Genomic DNA, 18,976 nt, shown 5'->3' with positions numbered 1-18,976 from the left:
CTGATTGAAAGATGGCGTTATAGTAAACCTATTGATATTGTAAATAAAATGAATAGTCCTTATTGGAGATTGTCATGGCAAAACGTATTGAGTTCGCACAACATGGCGGCGCTGATGTACTTAACTTAGTAGATTATTCCCCAGTAAATCCGGCAGATAACGAAATTCAAATCGAAAACCGTGCTATTGGTATTAACTTTATCGATACCTATGTCCGCAGTGGTTTATATCCTGTCGCTAAACTTCCCAGTGGCCTAGGTACCGAGGCTGCTGGTGTTGTCGTTAAAACCGGAGCTCACGTTACCGGTTTCAAACCGGGCGACCGTGTCGTTTATGCTCAAGGCCCTTTGGGCGCTTATAGCGATGTACATAATGTCCCAGAGAGTGCGGTTGCGCATCTCCCCGATGGGATAACCTTTGAGCAAGCCGCAGCAAGTTCATTAAAGGGGATGACCGTCTATTATTTATTCCATCAAACCTACCAACTTAAGCAAAATGAAGTATTTTTGTTCCATGCCGCAGCGGGGGGTGTGGGCTTAATCGCATGCCAATGGGCAAAAGCATTAGGTGCAAAAATGATCGGTACTGTAGGCTCCGCAGATAAAGCGCTGCGTGCTAAAGAAGCTGGTGCATGGGACGTAATTAATTACCAATCTGAAGATATCGCAGCTCGTGTTAAAGACATCACTCATGGCGAAAAAGTCAATGTGGTTTATGATTCTGTAGGGCAATCCACATGGCTGGCTTCTTTAGATTCACTAAAACGCCGCGGGTTGATGGTAAGTTTTGGTAACGCATCAGGCCCGGTTTCGGGTGTGAATTTAGGGATTTTAAACCAAAAAGGTGGGTTATACGTCACTCGTCCATCACTTGGGGTATATGTCACAAACCGTGCTGAGTTGGACCAAGCCAGCAACGCATTGTTTGACATGATTTTAAGCGGCAATGTGAAGGTAGATGTGCCGCAATCGCAAATTTTTGCTCTGAAAGATGCGCAAAAAGCCCATGAAACAATTGAGTCAAGAAAAACCCAAGGCTCGAGCTTGCTTATTCCATAACATAATAAGTAACGCCGAATAGAGCTGAAAAGCACCTTACGGTGCTTTTTTTATAGGTAAAATATGTTACTCACCCCGGGTTACAAACGCCAACGCTTGCTCAACGACCGCTAAATCCGCGCCTTTTTTATGGGCATTCTCACTTAAATGGCGGCGCCATTGGCGAGCACCAGGAATACCTTGAAAAATCCCTAACATATGGCGCGTCATATGACCTAAATAAGCGCCTTTAGTGAGTTCATTTTCAATATATGGATACATTTCTCGTACTGCATCTACCCCATTCGTAATAGGAAAATGCTCACCAAACAATTGGTTATCTACGGCAGTTAAAATCGATGGGTTTTGATACGCTTCACGCCCGACCATTACGCCATCTAAATGTTGAAGATGCTCTTTCGCCTCTTCCAACGTTTTGATACCGCCGTTAATCGCCATAGTTAAATGCGGAAAATCGCGCTTTAATTGATAAACACGCGGGTAATCTAACGGTGGTATTTCACGGTTTTCTTTTGGGCTCAAACCGGATAGCCATGCTTTACGAGCATGGATAATAAACATTTCACAGCCGCCTTGAGTCGAAACTGTTTCAATAAAATCACATAAAAATTGGTAGCTATCTTGCTCATCAATGCCAATACGTGTTTTAACTGTGATCGGAATAGTTGCCGCATCTTGCATTGCTTTCACACAATCAGCCACCAACTGCGCATCCCCCATTAAACAGGCACCAAAACGCCCATTTTGAACGCGATCTGAAGGGCAACCCACATTTAAGTTAACCTCATCGTAGCCACGCTCTTCGGCTAATTTTGCGCATTGAGCTAATGCAGCAGGGTCGCTTCCCCCAAGTTGTAGAGCAACAGGGTGTTCCTCTTCACTAAATGCGAGGTAATCCCCTTTTCCGTAAATAATCGCCCCTGTTGTCACCATTTCAGTATACAACAAGGTATTTTTGCTTAATAAGCGGTGAAAATAACGGCAATGACGATCGGTCCAATCGAGCATAGGCGCAACGGAAAATCTATTAATGTTCTTATAGCCTGTCATACCTTGAAAACCCTTGTTTTCGCTGTTTTTTATATTTGTCGTGTTTCCGTGCATTTTGACCTATTTTAGTGTATTTTTGCTTTATCAGGACACCAGTGAGGACACCTTGAATTTGGTGTCCTCAGTGTCTAAATCTGTCATGGAAAATATTAAGATGGCTTATTATAGCATAGACAAAAGAATGAGAGCAGATGGTACTGTGCGATATCGCTGCTCGGTTAGCATCAAAAAAGACGGTAAAAGAATTTATAACGAGAGCAAAACATTCACAAAGCAAGCTCATGCTAAAACATGGGGCTCAAAGCGTGTCATTGAATTAGAACAGTCAGGAGTCCCCAATCCTGACGATGTTAATAAAATAACTGTTGGTGAACTAATTTATAAATACATCAATGATCCTAACCTAGGTGGTAAAGCTGGTCGCACAAAAACCTATGTTTTAAATATGCTACTCGATTCAGAACTAGCAAAATTACTTCTAAACGAATTATCTATTAATCATATTATCGAACATTGCCGCTATAGAAATGCTGCTGGCGCTGGCCCATCAACAGTAAATCATGATGTTAGTTATTTGGGGTCAGTACTGCAGTCAGCAAAACCTGTTTACGGAATTGATTACACTAAAAATCCAACCCTTGAAGCTAGACCGTTACTTAATCAAATGGGGTTAATTGGTAAATCTAATAGAAGAAGTCGCAGACCTGTTAATGACGAACTAGAAAGGTTAGAAGAGGCATTAAAAAAACGAAGTGAGCACAGAGGGGCGCATATCCCATATCTAGACATTCTAGAGTTCTCAATTCTTTCATGTATGCGTATTGGTGAGGTCTGCAAAATAAGGTGGGAAGACGTTGACTACAATACGCGTTCCGTCATTGTCAGAGACAGAAAAGATCCACGTAAAAAAGCTGGAAACCATATGTTTGTTCCATTACTTGGTAATGCTTGGGAAATTTTACTTCGACAAGAAAAGAAAGATGATCGAATTTTTCCATACAATTCAAAATCTGTTTCAGCTGGCTTTCAACGAGTTAGAAATAAATTAGGAATTAAGGATCTAAGGTATCACGATTTAAGGCGAGAAGGAGCTAGTAGGTTGTTTGAAGCTGGGTTAAATATTGCTGAGGTTGCTCAAGTGACAGGACATAGATCTTTAAACGTATTGTGGCAAGTTTACACCGAACTTTTCCCCAATACTCTGCATGGAAAGTATGAAGAGCTTATCAAAAAATAATTTTTATCCACCTAAATATTGCAACTCACTTCATTACTGTATATAAATACTGTATAAAAACACAGTAAAAAGGAGTTGCAATTATGCTTCGTATTGAAATTCTCTTTGATAAAGAAGCAAGTAATAAGCCATCAGAAAAAGTACGTAATGCTCTACGTGAACGAGTAATACAAAAGGTGGGTGATAAATATGGCCCTCTAAACGTTAGAGTAGACTTAAGCTCGTCAACATCATTAGTAGTTACGGGTGCTAAAAGTGATGATGCCACTAAAGAAATAAATGAAATTATCGAAAGTATTTGGCTTGACGACTCTTGGGTTCCAGCATGAAGAATGACCGCGGAGAAAGTAATATCGATATTGTCCCTCGAATTACAGAAGTGAAAGTAGGCGTTAATAGCCCTTATGAAATTCTAGTGTTGGAAATTACCTTTGCCGATGGCTCTATCAACAAAGAAACGCACAAATAGGAAGATATTGATAGACCGGCACAGTGCACCTACTTATCTCGTGATATTGCAGAGCATATGTACGCTAAGATTGGAGAGTATTTAGAAAAAACAGATGATGACTATCCTGAACCTGTCAAAAAATATTTAATGTGATAAGAAGCCGCTTTTTACAGCGGCTTTATTTTTTATCTAAAACGCACTCAAAATGAAAACATTGAGCCGATACAGATCTAATCTACAAAGTTGGTATTTACACTAAGAAAGTAATCACTTATTGCATTCTCCGATTGATTCTCTATGTACATCAACCCCCCTTTTCGATTAAACGCCGTTGATTGCACTGCATTTGATAGAATATATAATCTATTCCCTTCAAATTTTATTTGAAACCTAACAACTCCTGATGATGTATTTACATTTATTAAAGATGCAACAACACTATCATCTTCACCCTGCTTTACTTCTAGTGTTTTTTCATTTGTCATTTCAACATAGTAGCCATTTTTATAGGAAACATCGGGCTTGTATGCTATCCAGATCCGCATACCAACCGCAAATTTGGCTTCAAAACTAATGTAACCACTAAATGTATCTGAAACGCGGTCAGCTATGCGGCTGCCTATTGAGTAATCATATTTGTCATTATGATACCCAGATTTATTATCGACGATGGTTATCGGTAGCAAGCTTCCTTTTCTAACATCTGAATAAAATTGATTGCAACTTGAATTTTTCACGGTTTTCGATACAGATAAGAACGGGGCATATCCTGTCGTTGATGATTCACCGCTATAATAGACTCTTATAATATTCGGGCCATAGTCTAAATCGGTCAAACGCATTACATAATATCCCTTTAATTCAGCCCCTACTCCACTCACTGTTTTTTGATATGATCCACTTGCATTCATTAAAATAACAGCTGCGGGCTTTGAGTGAGGCGAGGGTAGTGGAATAATAATATTCAATACACCCCCGACAACTTTATTGTTGATAAGAAAATCGAAGGTCGGTGTTTTAGGCGTTGTGCAGCGACTAACTGCGCCAAAATCTGCTAAAAACCGCTCAGATGTATCGTTTAATGTAATTGTATTAAATTCTTCCCGACTGATAGAGTCATAGCTGATATGACGCGCGGTCCTAAATGCAGTGATCACGTCGTTGCTATCTATCTCTGTAACACGAGTATTAAATAGTGCATTGACAAGCTCGTAACCCATAAAGCGATGACCGATCTCTTTTGGGTGCGTAAAATCATAATCTTGTGGTAAAGGGCCTGAATAAAAAATATCAGATAATGTTGATTTACTATTGCATGCATAGTCAATTAGCTTTGAACCAACATCAAACCATTCAACACCATAGCGACGAACAACAGCATCTTTAAATGCCTCGGTGTTGTCATTTCTTACAGAGCACATTGAATTCGAAATTAACGCGACGTACGAGCCGTAGCCCCAGCATTTTCTTATAAATTTATCAAATTCATCTAAATACTTATTAACTAATTCCTCAGATGTAATGACATCATTATGCCCCATCGCAAGGAAAACAACGTTAGGCATTGTATTTTTATACGCCGCATTTTGAAAAAAACCAAAGTCGATATTACGGCAAGCCCACCCGTCGATTAATTTTTTACCACTTGATGATGCGTTGCTTGTTTCAATTACACGGTTTGGATTCAAACTAATTGCATGGCGCGATGAATTCCTGAACACAGAGAAATATCCGTTTTTCCCGCCATTTGCGTCATGATCATAATTCGTTGAGTTTAAGTTTCCATCCGCATCTACAGGGTTAGGCTTCCAATCCACTGATGCTCTACCGTCGCTGATTGAATCGCCTATAATCCCGATCCGGGGGTTTTTATTTTGAGATAAAATTGAGTTTATGCGTGATTTTATTGAGTGCTCTTGTACTTGAAGATTTGCTAAAGCAACATCAAATACATGCTCAATATTCCAAGGGTCGCGAGTCAGTATTTTCCCCTCACCCTTGAAAATTGTGACATCATCGCCGGGTAAAAGGTTGCAGCGGATGGTTGTGTTTAAAGGGATGTAAACATCTTTTCCATAGTTGTAAATTGCATCTCTATTATTTGTGGTCGTATCCATGACAACATTGGGAACAAACATTACTGGTAAAATTGAATTATATTTCCCTAATGCAATCTCTTTCCCTGCAAGCGGGGTAATTGCCTCTGATTCGCTATCACCGACAGCGTTAGAAAGCTTTGTTTTCCCTTTTACTTCTGTAGTTGCATCAGGCACATTAACTTGGCTATCCGATATCGCTTCTGTGACTGCTTTTTGACTCATAACCTCATCTTCAGAAGAACCCGTTTTCTGAACAAGTTTCGGAACTGATGATTTAGCTATTTTTTCAATAGACAGAGCCAGTTGGTTGTCTTTATTCGGATCTTGTACCACACCAGCCTTTACTAAAACATTCAAAATTTCTCGCTGGATTGCGGTAAGCCATGGCCCCTCCAATATTGTCGGTGGCGTTCCTGTTGAAATATTACCATTCGTAAATTCGCCGTTTTTATCGGCCGTGTTGGTGACATCACCAATTTTTTTCATGACAAATCCTCACTCAATTAAGGTGATAAAAGTAAATTAATAAGGTAATTAATTAGTTATTCAGAATAACCAATTTGGACAATAGTATGAGGGGGAGATATTTGATTAAATTTACACTTAAGATATCGGTCTCCCCATGACCTGAGAGGATCACCGCAATAACTGATTCCAGCTTTAGCTGCTGTCACGTCTGTATCACCGGCATTAACTCGCCATGTGTATAACCAATCCCCCGTATACAATGAGTCACCACATGCTGATATTCCCGCCCTTAGCGCCCGAAATTCTGTAATGGTAATTTGATATCCCAATTCATCAGCTAAATGGATAAAAAAGGGTTTAGATTGCCCTCCAGTTGAAATTAGCCTTGAAACAACCGCACCTTGTCTTTTAGGTAAACTGTCCATTTCACCGATTGCACAATCATCTGGTAAGCCTAGCGTTTTTTCCCATTCGGTTAGCATCACCGTGGCTGTTTTAGGAAATGAGCCACTCAGCAATTGAATAGAGTCAATATCAGAAATATGATAATTCCATGCAAGCCCCTTTAAAACGGAGTGCATTGTACTGTCAGGCTTCCAGCTCCACGCTAAACCATGAGGGGCTAAACTGATTAGTGCCTTTGTATAATCCTCTACGCTGTATGCAATCATGAATAAATGACCTCCCCTCGTATTGGAATTTCACCGATCCCCAATTCAATTTCATCAATAGGCATAATTAACTTGTACCCAACTAGACCCAATGCAGCAAAAATGGTGCGATCGATATCTGCTGGGTTAATCGTATTTAATTCCGATGGGTCACTATTGATATAGAAAAACCCATCAATGGCTCCTTCTAATTTTCGTCTTGTTTCTTGGTCAATATGCGACAACCCGCTAAATTCAAAATCAATTTTCTTTTCAACTGGAGAACAAACCCACAATAATGCGGTAACGGATTGGAGGTCATAAAGATAGTCAGCAACGCGCAACTGATCTCCAGTCGCATGGACTTGATAAACCTCTTTCGTTGCTGGGCCATCAGTGCCGATTGGAAAACCGCCATTAGTATTATTGTCACACATGATATAAATACCAACTGATCCCGCACCTAAAGCTCGACGCCTAATCCATGCTCGCGTTATTCCTGGTACTTCTTTTGCCCATCCTACATAATCATTAGCATTTCCACCTTGTGATGGATTTTGATAGGCTTCTAATATACGGCTTCTAAATAGTTCTTCTTGCTCAATATCTGCACCGCCAACAATAGGCTCAATTGCAACTAATTCCGAGGAAACACCGGGAATGCTAACATCTAAAGTTAATTTAGTTCCATCTGGACTATTACCAAATGAACCATCACCATCTTTAGTTGTATTGATATCAGGTAAAATCGCTACAATTGACAGAAAGGTTTCGCCAGAAGGTTCAATAATACCTTCCTCTGTCGTTTCATATTGGTAGCCATCTCCCCGATTCAGTTTACTCCCTTTACTAATCACGCTACCCGGAACACCCATCGCTTTTACAGAGTTGCATTTAGCCTTTTGCGGGGCTTTTCGATAAATTCGTTTTAATGCCCCCCATCCTGCTAACCATTCATCTGTTGCTGTAAAGGGAGTTGTTTGCTTTGCAATATAGTCTAAATAGCCATAATGCATATGCGACATACCCGCGGTCATATCTGCTAATATTTTCATATTAGAGAAACGCAATAATGCCCCTGGTTCTTTTAACTCTGAACGAATGAATTGCTCGCCCTGCTCCCGTAATTCTGAAAGTGTTTTTCTTTTAAATGGCATGATTATGCCTCCCAAACCCAATAAAATCGTAAGTCACCTTTATCACCCGGTCTGTGATAACGAATAATCATATTTAGCCTATTTGGGTAAACAATTTGAGTGGCCACTTCAAAAAAAGAAACCACCCCATCATCAATAAGCCATTTAAGAGACTCTTTGGCATAATCTTCCGCTTTACTCGCAACAGATTTAGTTAGCTTTTCTCTGTCGAGTAACCACAGGCGAGATCCAATGTTGTAATTATTTCCTAAATCCCCCCACCAGCCTCTGCGATAACTTTCATCCAATTTATCATCAGGTTTTGCAACACCATCCGTAAATAAACTAATCATGATGGCAGTTTGTAGATCATCACCCGCCAATAAATCACCAGAACCTTGAAACCAGTCCGCTTTATTTGAATTAACATGCCACCAGCTTGAAATATCGGACATTAAACTTTCTCCTTGATGGTGTCACTGGTGATAGTGCTACCACCCGATTGGACATTTTTAACATCATGATCATGGTCGTTATAACTGTCTCTTAATGCTTTCAACGTCGATTGGTTGCCTTCACAGTTATCAATGATATCGCCTGTCACTTTCAATAGTGGGGTATTAAGTAAGACCTCTGTCGTTGCATTGACTGTCACTTTATTGGCGTTGTTAACTGTGACATCTTTATCTTTTGCCTCAATCACAATGCCTTCCTCTGTCATTAAAATATGTAGGCCCCATTGGTTATAAAGCACACTTTCACCTGATTTAAGGTTCTGATGCCTTGATGAAGGATGGTTACTTGCAAAGATAATCGCATTTGAGCGATTACCATTAAGGTAAGCAATTAAAACGTCTGACCCAGCTGGCAATGATGATGAAAAACCAAAGTCGGTATAACGAATAGTACCGTCTCTCACTTCCATATTATTTTGGTACTGTACTTTTTGAGAGTTGCCTGCATCATCAGATAGGGTTGTTTTACCAAAACCAACCAACATTGCGATCCGTGTTTTGATATCTCTTAATATCTGATTCATCATTACATCCTGATCGTTTGATAGAATTCATATGGCTCAACAATGAATGCTTCAGGAGGCATTAGGGTTAAGATAGCTTTAGTACCATCACCACCCCGAATAAATACAACTTCAGATAGCAACCATTGTTTATCTTCAAGACCGAATATTGGAATGTTGATAGGAATTAACGTATTGGGTTGCCAAAGTTGATTATCTTTATCTCTCCAACTATCAATGACAACACGTAACTCCTTAGATCGGCCATAGCGACGGTTCATTTCCCAATTAATCGCTTCCTGCTCTCTTCTTGCTGTAATAAGGTTGCTTTCAACAATTGTGATGTAATTACGGTACCGCATTTTATCGGCTTCGGGATCTTGTGCTCTGGCGTTCTCAACTGATGAGTAGTCACCGCTCATTGGTGATATAGATAGAGAAACACCAATATATTCAGAATACCGATTACTCATGGAATCAGAGTAATTAGCTTCTTCAATATTTTGGCCTTGAGAAATACCACTAGCAGCAACTTCTGTTCCAGCTCGAGACAAAAATAAACTCCCATCAGGGAGTTCATAATAAAGTAGTGCAGACCAACGGCAAGTTCGTTCAATGACTTGCTGTGAAGACTCTCCCCAATTAAGCGTAAACTGGGGAATGTTCTGAAGTTTGTTATCAGGGATATCGCTAACGACATCAATGTCATACCAGCTAGCCAGTTTTTTCGCTATTTGTAACGCATTAGATTGACTAATAACATTATTTTCCCAATTCGCTGAACAATCGACCAAATCTTGACACTTACCACGCCCTGAAACACGGATCTGATGTTGCGTCTTATTAATAGCAGGGTTCCAACTATCGATATAGCCAGTAACAACCCTATCTTCACCTATCATCACTTCACAAGGATCACCCGCTTTCACTAATTGTTTTTCATTCGTCGCTGGATAATAGTCCATCAATGACAATTCAAAGTCGCTGGGGAATCGTTCAATACCACGCGTAATGCGAATACTGTCCCACCCCATAATGCGTTTGCCATTTATGAGTAATGAAACTTCATCGTTGTTTTTATCACTCATTTTTTCAATGCCTTAAAATTTATGGGCATAAATGCCGGATGGCGAGGTGAAACCTCCATTACCAATTCATCACTACGACTTGCATCCTGGTAAATTCGATTAGAAACATGTAAAACACTTAATGTTTCAGGTAATGAATACTGAGTTAAGCGCCCTTTTTCTGATCCCTTATAAATATATTGAGTTACAACGGCTGCGCGCATTTCATAAAGTAATTGATATGCATCATCCATCCCTAGATCGCCTATTTGGGTTAATGCATTGTCAATAATATGGCAAATGTCTCTTTGTTGGCTTGCTGCGTCATTACTGCTACTCGGCAATGTTTGTGTCGAAAGTGTGGCAACTGCCGCTGAAGTGATAACCGATAAATAAGCAACTGTCAGTATTGTAACCCGCTTACTTTGTGCATCTTCTTGGTATTCTGGATATTCAAACAACGATAACTGCGAAAGTAAGTGAATTCTACGGTCAATTGAACTGGCCAACTCCATCATTTTCGCTATAGTGTCTTGGGTATATTGGCAAAATTGTTCGGGGTCTTTCGCTTGCTGAACTAACTCAAGTTGCTGAGATAGATTCTCACGATCTATTGTGATAGCTGTTAATTGCTTATCTACAATTGTTGATTCATCACCATTTAATTCAGTAATAAACTTTTTACCTGTCGCCCCCGAAACTGAACCGCCCAATTTACCACTCTGATAACGGCCATACTGATCTGAACCAAACACACTACCTAATGAATCACTCAAGTTTGTGGCTTCATTAACCGTTTTTTCAGCCATCATGACCCAAAAACTTGCCGTTCGTTTTATCGTTTCTAGTGTCTGAGTAACCGCTCTCATTTCACCTTTGATAAGAGAAATATATTTAGCGGCCATTGTTGTGGTCGTTTTTAGCCAATTTTTAGAAGTTAAAATGCCTGAATTTTCTGATTCTGTTATTGCGAAAATTTTTAACCCTGATTCAATAACAACTAGCTCAAACTCAAATACTCGCCCATTCTCAGCATTTTCATTAATTCGCAAGCCACTTTCAGTCACATTTACCGTTAGCTCGCCTAATGTGGGATGAATTAACGTTCCTTTATTTCCTTCCTCACAAGCAGCGATCAAGTTATCACGCTGAGTGAAAACATCAGGCGCGTCGTAAACCAAGCTATCTTGAATTAAAAAACCTTTTATTGTGAACCGTCGAGTGCTACGACCTATATCCTCAACCCATGCCTGATCTCGGTAAGGATATTCATGTACTGCGACACGGCGACCAAATACACCCTCGCCAGACACCACACCAAAGGGAACGCCACGAAATGAAGCCTGACGTAAATGTTCAGTCCATGACCATGAGCTATCCTCTCCCAATAAAGAAGATAATGCGTTTTTAATTAATGCCATGGGAACTCCAGAAATGAAAAAAGCCGCAAAAGCGGCTATATCAATATATTTTTAATTACAATTTTATGTGGCAAGCTGTAACAAATTGACTAACGGCATTTGTTGAATTATTAACATCCCCAGTTCTAGACTCTTTGAAATCTACACTCTCAACATTAACTCCTACTAAAAATTTGCCTTTAGCGACTTTAAGTTGCTGTAAAGAATTTAAAATTTTCTCTTTGTCTGTTGATACCACTTCTACAGCATTAGCATTTTTAACTCTAAACGTTGCATCTAGCTTAATTATACTATTGCCATCCACTTTAAATAATAGTTCCGCTGGCACTGAAGGAAACGTTGCATCTTTGACAAACTCTATATATGAGAAATAAAGATCATCTCTTTCACACCTAAATAGAATTACGGATTTAGAGTTTTTAAGTTCCCCTACCATCATTGCATCACTTTCACCAAAAATATTTTCCTCGGCATTTGTCATCCATGCCGCTTGTGAAAATACTGGAGCAAGTGATATTAATAACAATAATATTAGCCTTTTCATGCTACCTCTTAGTGCGATTAAAATATTCCCTATAATACTAAGACATTTTAACTGATGTTGTCACTTTACTATTTATGGTATATCCATAGCTGTTGTAATACGGCCTGTTGTATTCACGTTTAATAACTGTTTGACACCTGTAACAGGATTAGTTAATACAATTTCTAACGTTCCTTTGCTTTGATTTTCTGCCAGCCCTAACCGTATAGCTTCACCTATCACCTCGGCAATGTTGGTATTGGCTGAAACATCATTCATAGTGATTGATGGTGCGGATTGAGAAGTAGGCTCTTGCTGTTGCTCAGAATCCAAATACCATCTATCGCGCTGTTCCATTAATCGTGTAGAATTGCGTTTTCCAGCCCACTTAGGGTGATTTATAGCATCATCAATAGAACCCATCATTTCTTCATAAGAATATGGCTGATAGCCTGTTTCCTTTTTGATTATCCCATTCATGGCATTGGCTAGCACTTCGGGATCATATAAGTCTAAAGGTTGATATGGCCCAACTCCCATATGCTGAGACATATGGCGAATATATTCACCTGTTTTATTATTATCACTTCTAGGGGCATACTTTCTCATAATCCCATCTAAGGTGTTATTACCACGATCCATAAATAGTAGTAGTTGGCGTGCTAATGCAGCCCTACCGTCATTTTCGTCTTGGAAAATAGCAAAGCCTTTTTTATTCCCATATATATCAACTCCCGGTTCATCTCGTCCAATCTCATTACTAGCTTCCCTGACATTACCTGGGTTGTTATTACGGAACGCCCGTACTCTTGGATCTTTATTGGTTGTCATTGACCAGTAATCAGGAATTTTGTCACCGATATTGATTCTAGACTCTGGGGGTTGTGGCTTAGGGTGACTTTCCAACCATTTATCATACTCTTTTTGAATATTGTCAGTCATATAACCAAAATCAACGGCAACCTGATCCAACCAGCCTAACTGATCTTTAAACTCTGGGGTTTCATAAGCCCAGCGTAGTATTTTGGATTGCTCGCCATTAATTATACCAAGAGACCGATTGATTGCTGCACTATCAGGCCCATACTCAATAAGCTCTTGAGCTCCCCCCATGATGAAAGAATCATTAACCGCAAATTCGTTAACTTTATCCTTTATTTGTGTTTTTTTACCTTCCCACCTTGCTACAATTTCATTGAGGGCCGTATCGACCTTGCTCAAATCTTCAATAGTCTTTGTTTTTCTTGTAAACCCCCAGTCATCAGAGTTCTGTAACCTTTTATCAAGTTTTCCCTCCCGTAACAATCCAAGTATATTGTCATCCAGACCAACTTTACTTTGTAACTCCCAGTTACGGCTTTCAGATATTTTTGATATTGCCTTTTCAAGGCTCTGCAATGTCTTGGTAGTATCAACTGCACCTCCTTGTTTCTGGTAGATATTTGCACCAATTTGGCGAATAGAAGCAAGAAGCTCATTATTCTGCCCCTTAATTGCTTTATCCAGTTCGACATAATATGCTGACATAGACTGACGGGCTTCCGGTTCATCTACGCCGCGCTGCTGAAGTGTGCCAGTTAATCGGGTTTCTTCCTCAACGGACATTCCCATACTTTTTGCACTGGTTGAGATATCGGTGGCTTTTTTACCTTCATCACGGATCTGAGAAGCTATTTGATACCCAGCATAGCTAATAGCACCAATCCCTCCAATTTTTGTTGCCATGCCAAGGTATTTACTCGATAACTCACCAAAGTTTTTTAATGGTGGAATCATATCACCGATATTTTGTGCACCTTTACTTGCTACATCACCAATACCCCGTAATTTGTCGCCAATTGCCCCAAGACCTGATTCGGTATCGCTACCACCAAGATTCAAACCTTCTTTCACATCACGAACACTGGGGCGTAATCGGTTTAGATCAGCTTCAATCTGACGGATAACGCCACTTGCTTTATCATCCGCAACCAACTCAAAATCAAATTTGTTACCCGCCATTTTAACCCCTATCTCTATTGATGATTCTGTTTGTATTCTCAACCCACCAGAGCAACCTACTTTTAGTGAGAGACCACGCTTCGTGTGGCCCCCATTTATAATGGTAAGTTACTTCAGCAGCTAACTGTTGCCACGATCTGATGGATTGAATGCCAAAAAACTTTGTAAATAGTCCCGACAAACAGCAAAGTCCGTTATAGACATTTTTTTGATCATTGGATCAGGGATGCCGCTCACAAGAACAATCAATAATCGCATAGCGGGCAGTGAGCTTGAATATTTTGCTTGTTCTGCATAAAACTGTTCAACTTGAAAAAGTACAGGCTCTTTCAGATTAATTTCTTCATAACGTTCAGATCCATCATTAGACTCAAGAGCTGTGGTTAGCCTAACTGTTTTCGTTTTTTCAATTTCCACATTAATTCTCCGTTACCGAGCGGCCTTCCCAGCGCACTTCAAATTCTGCATCTTCACTTTTAACTTCTTGCGTGTTAACTGACCATAAACCTTGACCGATGATAGTTTTTCCATTGGCTAACTCAGCCACGATATTTACATCAGTTTGATCATTAAAATCAGCCACAGTCGTGCCACCAGAATCACGGACGCGCATGGAGATAAAGCCTGGTGTTGGTTTCTCTTTGTATCCATGCACCGAGTCCATTCCTGATAGCGTTTCGCGTTTTACCCTTGATGGGCTATAGGTAAAATCCCCCACGACCATGATTGAAATACCATTGACGGTGACGTATGCCGTCCCCGCCAAACGGTTAGCTGTATTTGACATAGTCTCCCCTTAAATTGTTGGTTGTAAGCGGAACTGGTTAAGTAACGCAAACACACGAAGTTGATTAATTAGGGTTCCCGTCCATAAAACATCTAGACGATTTGGGTTCTGGCTATTACGCTCAACAAGCAAGCCTTTAATAAAAGCATCAGAATCTTGCACATGACCATTAAATTCTAATGACTTGTATTGCGCGATTAATTCAGCACGAACAATATTAGGTGTAACAATCGCAGCACCAGGAGCAAATCGAGTACCATCATTAGCCAACTTCATACGCCCAAATTTACTTGTTATTTGAGTTCGCATAAAACGAGAAACAAACATCAACAAAAACAAGGTTTCTACTTGAAGGTAACTATCGTCATTATCGCCATAAGCATTTTTCTGATAGGTCGTAATGATGTTTTCAACACGCACGGTACCATCGTCATCAACTGTAAATGTCGATACACCACTATGTAATAGGTTATTACGCTCAATAAGACCGATTTGCTGAGTTGCATCAGGCGCTAAAACACCATTAACAGGTAATGTTTGTAGTGGGCGACCCGGGTCGTTGCGTAAACTTTGAGCAATAGCGCCAACATAAGCAGCGGCCCATTGGTAAATGGGAGATGGTGATTTAGGAACCCCCAGCAAAGAATTATGCTGATCGTTACGCTTTTCACCGAAATCAGCTAATTGGCCATATGTTCCTGTAATTGCGGTAAAGCTATGCCCATAAAGTTGCTGATCCCATGACCAACGCCCACCGTTATCGGACAAAAAATCCTTAATAGCATCAAGTGAGGCCGTATCGCTATATGGGTTTACAATGAAATCAAACGAGCGATCATTAAGGTTAGATAACCCATCCAACAAATCAGGTGCGCTACTCCCACCAACCATGTCTGTGATAATAAGCTCTAGCCCTGAAGGTGTAGTTTCTCCCCCTGCTAAACCTCGATAATTAAGTTGAATATCAATGCTATTTCCTAAAGCACCTTTATTTTTCGCAGTTAATGTCAATGTATCGTTTTCAGCTTTAGCCGTTACTGGCATTTCTGATAATCGATTAATCGCAGTAACTAAACTTGAAGCGACAATTTCTACTGTATCTGTTGCTACAACAGTAACTTGAACGCGAATACCACCAACATAAAGTGAAATAACACCTGTAGCATTTGCAGGGCTGTTAACCTTGATTGTACCTATTGCCGCAGTCATTGACTCAGTATCGCTATGAGGTAAGGCCCAAACCTCTGCAGCAGTATCGTTACCAATATATGCCTTAACCATACTATGCAAAATTGAGCCACTACCAAATCGTTCCGCGGCTTGCGATGCTGAGGAAATGCGCTCAGGAATAGCATTCTGCGCGGCTGCTCCTGTTAACATTTGACCTACAATCAAAGTGCGCTGAGTCGCCGTTGCACTGTTGGCCATCGAATTATCAAATTCAATATAGAAAAGTGGCGCACGTAGATTATTTGGAACTCGTGAGAATGGCACTGTCATGCTTTTTTCTCCTTAGATTTTTGTACAACAAGCTCAACATCGCCATCGTTAAGCCGCGCACGCCAATAAACATTATTTTGTACTTCTTGCCCTGTTTCAGGCAGAGGAGAACCCTTGACCGGACAGCGAACGCTGCGGCCCTTAATTGGTTTTACATACATAGAAACTCCTGATTAGGTCAGGTCAATATTGATGTGATGCTGAGGTGTACCATCTGGTTGTTGAACATTGATATCAATACCCATTAACGGATCCGCGTCAATAGGATAAAACTCTTCGGGGCCTTGGTAATATTCGATATCTAAATCCATCAATAACTGTGCAAGGTGGCCTTCACCACCTGCGCTGATATCGATTTGAGAACGAATTTCAATAAACTGCTGAATTTGGCGCGTCAATTCATAACTATTAATGACAGCACGCTCAACTTCTTCCCGTAACGCTTCCAATGCTAGTTCGGCTTTCATGGCTCCATCGAGGTCACCACCATCAAACTCTTCTAGTCGCCCCGTCACACGTACTGTCGTGATGGTATTGAATTGAGGTACGTTACGACCCAGTGATTTTTTGTGGTCAAACGGTGTTTGAACAATAATACAAGGATAATCCGCATTCACTGTTGACCAATCCATCGGTGAATAAACACGGTTTTCTGCGGCTGTTTTTCCTTTTAGAGAGTTAACAACTAACTCGCGGATCTGTGCTGCATTCATGATGATGCCACCTTATTTAAGATGAGATGTGTTCCACCATGACTATCTGGCTGGACATCCCCAACAACAAATAATGTGCTCACACTATAGATAAATACCTTGTCACCTTTTACTGGGGCAGTGTTGAAAATAGCATCACGCACACCTAAAATCGGGCGAGTGGTGTTAATTCCACTCTCCCCATCGAGGGATTCATAGTTCTGGGCATAGGCTCTATCAAATATTCCCTCAATATCATAATGCTCTCCTTTTTTAGGTCGCCAGTTCGCCTTTTCAGCAAAAACATTATGAAGTGGATTTAATAGATGCTTATCCCAATCAACCCCCACTGATGGTTACCGTGCCAGATGGGTTGGCTTGAACCAACTTTTCACGCACGCTAGCCAATGACATAACAACACCGAGAGTAACAAGTCGATTGGCATCAATCTCATCCAATTCAATTTGTTGGCTTTCAGTATAGAGAGTGCCGTTGTGCTGGACAGAGCGACCTTTTACAACGACATAAATATCATCGGCTTCATCATCGTTATCTGATTTTGGTTCAGGGTCTAATTTTTGATCGGATTCAACAGGCGGTTTATCATTTAATTCATCTGTTGGAGCAACACGTTGTTGAGTATTACCATCAACCTGTAACTCAGGGGGTAATCCCCCCAAGCCATCAGTTTTATCCTGCTGCTCTTGGGGCTTCTTCGCCATAATGCCTCCGTTAGACTACCGTTGCACACAATGCCGCATTCACACGGCTAGGAATAACCAGCGGTGAAGATTGCATCATTAAAAAGCGTTGAGCGGGGTCATGTTGAAGCCATGATTTTGGTGCGTAAGCCATTGGTCCATAATTGAATGCAGGGTCAATTATGGCACCAAACGAACGAGTTCCCATTAAATCGGCACCGGACATAATCACTGCACCATCGGGGATCATCGGTTTTTCAACATTATCAATTGGGTCAATGAACCAATCATTGTAAAGCCACAAATCATAGTTACCCCAACGCCCTTTATATACCGCACCTTTTTGAACTTGTGTGCCGGCATTAATTTGGTTACCAAATGGGCTTAACGCAGGAAATTTAATTGCATTGTCCTTAATCGTGGTATCTAAACGAAACGCTTTCCATGATTTCGTTGTAAAAACGATATCTGTAGCAACTGCACCTGAGTTTTTCAGAATGCGCTGCGCCCAATCTTCAATATCATCAGAGGGCTGAGTATTGGTTTTTCCTGCATCAATCTGAGTTGGCCATGTATCACTGCCACTTAATGTGACTGTCAATTCAGCGGCGCGACCAAAATTAACAACTTTAGTGTCGTAACCCTCACCCGCCACTGTGACCGTACCTGAAACCAATGCGCTCGATGCCATCCACTCTAAGCGACGGTTGATCATGTCGATTTGGTCAGCCATTTCGAACTGAAGGTTTAACATTTCGCGCTCTGCTGCAGATAGCTGTCCACCAATGCGTTCGCCAATTTGACGTTTGATAGGTTTGCGCAAATCAGGCGCACGCTTGTCTTTAATGTAGGCTGGTTTAAAACTGTTGGTTTGGAATTTACGAGACTCAACAAGTTTGCCCTCCACCAATGGAGAAACAAAAGGGGCCATACGACGTAAGCCCACATCCACATCAATAGAGACTTCTTCAGTGTCAGACTCAACCACATTGGGAAAGAATTTATCTAATAACCAGTTTTGGCTAGTCATTAGATTTGGCACAACTTGAACTAAAATATTCGTATCGAAAATATTCATACTTTTTCTCATTTAAAAGACGTCAAAAACCCTACTAT

Annotated in this window: 22 protein-coding genes; 4 read left to right on the top strand and 18 right to left on the bottom strand. The window is 40.6% G+C overall.

All coding sequences use genetic code 11. The annotated features are described in order from the left end of the window. The first annotated feature begins 74 nt into the window (after window positions 1-74). A complete protein-coding gene (locus ACIPUA_RS18285; protein ID WP_042848860.1) occupies window positions 75-1,058 on the top strand; it encodes a quinone oxidoreductase in 984 nt (327 codons plus the stop codon). Between the two features lie 66 nt (window positions 1,059-1,124). On the opposite strand, the gene dusA is transcribed toward ACIPUA_RS18285, so the two are convergent. After that, window positions 1,125-2,108 carry a tRNA dihydrouridine(20/20a) synthase DusA gene (dusA, locus tag ACIPUA_RS18280; RefSeq protein WP_226618998.1) on the bottom strand — a complete coding sequence of 328 codons (984 nt, stop codon included), beginning with the start codon at window positions 2,106-2,108 and terminating at the stop codon, window positions 1,125-1,127. 154 nt (window positions 2,109-2,262) lie between these two features. On the opposite strand from dusA, the gene ACIPUA_RS18275 reads away from it, so the two are divergent. From ACIPUA_RS18275 to ACIPUA_RS18265, 3 genes are all read left to right on the top strand, one after another. Then, the gene (locus tag ACIPUA_RS18275) at window positions 2,263-3,345 is read left to right on the top strand and encodes a tyrosine-type recombinase/integrase (RefSeq protein ID WP_449059994.1); all 1,083 of its coding nucleotides are present in this window, start codon (window positions 2,263-2,265) and stop codon (window positions 3,343-3,345) included. A gap of 83 nt (window positions 3,346-3,428) precedes the next feature. Next, window positions 3,429-3,674 (top strand): DinI-like family protein, encoded by a 246-nt coding sequence (locus ACIPUA_RS18270; protein ID WP_449059990.1) that lies wholly within the window; start codon window positions 3,429-3,431, stop codon window positions 3,672-3,674. Further along, window positions 3,671-3,814, top strand: coding sequence for a hypothetical protein (locus ACIPUA_RS18265; protein WP_449059989.1), 144 nt, complete (start codon window positions 3,671-3,673; stop codon window positions 3,812-3,814). The genes ACIPUA_RS18270 and ACIPUA_RS18265 overlap by 4 nt, the downstream gene beginning before the upstream one ends. Before the next feature lie 212 nt (window positions 3,815-4,026). Here the strand turns inward: ACIPUA_RS18265 and ACIPUA_RS18260 are convergent, their stop codons facing one another. The 17 genes from ACIPUA_RS18260 to ACIPUA_RS18180 form a co-directional block, all read right to left on the bottom strand. Then, window positions 4,027-6,381: a hypothetical protein gene (locus tag ACIPUA_RS18260; RefSeq protein ID WP_449059988.1), complete on the bottom strand. Its 2,355-nt coding sequence runs from the start codon at window positions 6,379-6,381 to the stop codon at window positions 4,027-4,029. 56 nt (window positions 6,382-6,437) lie between these two features. Then, on the bottom strand, window positions 6,438-7,034 hold the full coding sequence (locus ACIPUA_RS18255) for a YmfQ family protein (protein WP_449059987.1): 597 nt from the start codon (window positions 7,032-7,034) through the stop codon (window positions 6,438-6,440). Next, window positions 7,031-8,170, bottom strand: coding sequence for a baseplate J/gp47 family protein (locus ACIPUA_RS18250; protein WP_449059986.1), 1,140 nt, complete (start codon window positions 8,168-8,170; stop codon window positions 7,031-7,033). The genes ACIPUA_RS18255 and ACIPUA_RS18250 overlap by 4 nt, the downstream gene beginning before the upstream one ends. A gap of 2 nt (window positions 8,171-8,172) precedes the next feature. Continuing rightward, a complete protein-coding gene (locus ACIPUA_RS18245; protein WP_377146180.1) occupies window positions 8,173-8,604 on the bottom strand; it encodes a phage GP46 family protein in 432 nt (143 codons plus the stop codon). Then, window positions 8,604-9,188: a phage baseplate assembly protein domain-containing protein gene (locus ACIPUA_RS18240; RefSeq protein WP_404462905.1), complete on the bottom strand. Its 585-nt coding sequence runs from the start codon at window positions 9,186-9,188 to the stop codon at window positions 8,604-8,606. The genes ACIPUA_RS18245 and ACIPUA_RS18240 overlap by 1 nt, the downstream gene beginning before the upstream one ends. 2 nt (window positions 9,189-9,190) lie before the next feature. Beyond that, a complete protein-coding gene (locus ACIPUA_RS18235; protein ID WP_449059985.1) occupies window positions 9,191-10,255 on the bottom strand; it encodes a phage baseplate assembly protein in 1,065 nt (354 codons plus the stop codon). Then, window positions 10,252-11,655, bottom strand: a complete 1,404-nt coding sequence (locus ACIPUA_RS18230) for a DNA circularization protein (protein WP_449059984.1) — start codon at window positions 11,653-11,655, stop codon at window positions 10,252-10,254. Before ACIPUA_RS18230 ends, ACIPUA_RS18235 begins: the two co-directional genes overlap by 4 nt. 55 nt (window positions 11,656-11,710) lie before the next feature. After that, window positions 11,711-12,199, bottom strand: coding sequence for a hypothetical protein (locus tag ACIPUA_RS18225; protein WP_449059983.1), 489 nt, complete (start codon window positions 12,197-12,199; stop codon window positions 11,711-11,713). A 72-nt stretch (window positions 12,200-12,271) separates the two neighbouring features. Continuing rightward, window positions 12,272-14,179 (bottom strand): phage tail tape measure protein, encoded by a 1,908-nt coding sequence (locus tag ACIPUA_RS18220; protein WP_449059982.1) that lies wholly within the window; start codon window positions 14,177-14,179, stop codon window positions 12,272-12,274. A gap of 120 nt (window positions 14,180-14,299) precedes the next feature. Continuing rightward, a complete protein-coding gene (locus ACIPUA_RS18215) occupies window positions 14,300-14,596 on the bottom strand; it encodes a phage tail assembly protein (protein ID WP_449059981.1) in 297 nt (98 codons plus the stop codon). A gap of 1 nt (window position 14,597) precedes the next feature. Next, on the bottom strand, window positions 14,598-14,966 hold the full coding sequence (locus ACIPUA_RS18210) for a phage tail tube protein (RefSeq protein WP_112307724.1): 369 nt from the start codon (window positions 14,964-14,966) through the stop codon (window positions 14,598-14,600). A 9-nt stretch (window positions 14,967-14,975) separates the two neighbouring features. Continuing rightward, complete coding sequence (locus tag ACIPUA_RS18205; protein ID WP_449059980.1) at window positions 14,976-16,466, bottom strand: phage tail sheath subtilisin-like domain-containing protein; 1,491 nt, start codon at window positions 16,464-16,466, stop codon at window positions 14,976-14,978. After that, entirely contained in the window at window positions 16,463-16,627 is a 165-nt protein-coding gene (locus ACIPUA_RS18200) for a DUF2635 domain-containing protein (protein WP_449059979.1), read from the bottom strand. Before ACIPUA_RS18200 ends, ACIPUA_RS18205 begins: the two co-directional genes overlap by 4 nt. 12 nt (window positions 16,628-16,639) lie before the next feature. Then, entirely contained in the window at window positions 16,640-17,179 is a 540-nt protein-coding gene (locus tag ACIPUA_RS18195; protein WP_449059978.1) for an ATP-binding protein, read from the bottom strand. Next, window positions 17,176-17,508 carry a head-tail joining protein gene (locus tag ACIPUA_RS18190; RefSeq protein WP_449059977.1) on the bottom strand — a complete coding sequence of 111 codons (333 nt, stop codon included), beginning with the start codon at window positions 17,506-17,508 and terminating at the stop codon, window positions 17,176-17,178. The genes ACIPUA_RS18195 and ACIPUA_RS18190 overlap by 4 nt, the downstream gene beginning before the upstream one ends. Beyond that, on the bottom strand, window positions 17,498-17,881 hold the full coding sequence (locus tag ACIPUA_RS18185) for a hypothetical protein (RefSeq protein ID WP_449059976.1): 384 nt from the start codon (window positions 17,879-17,881) through the stop codon (window positions 17,498-17,500). The genes ACIPUA_RS18190 and ACIPUA_RS18185 overlap by 11 nt, the downstream gene beginning before the upstream one ends. Before the next feature lie 10 nt (window positions 17,882-17,891). Then, window positions 17,892-18,938 carry a major capsid protein gene (locus tag ACIPUA_RS18180; RefSeq protein WP_449059975.1) on the bottom strand — a complete coding sequence of 349 codons (1,047 nt, stop codon included), beginning with the start codon at window positions 18,936-18,938 and terminating at the stop codon, window positions 17,892-17,894. Between the last annotated feature and the right edge of the window lie 38 nt (window positions 18,939-18,976).

The sequence above is a fragment of the Providencia sp. AGC89 genome, assembly GCF_053543535.1.
This window is presented reverse-complemented; position numbering and strand designations above follow the sequence as displayed.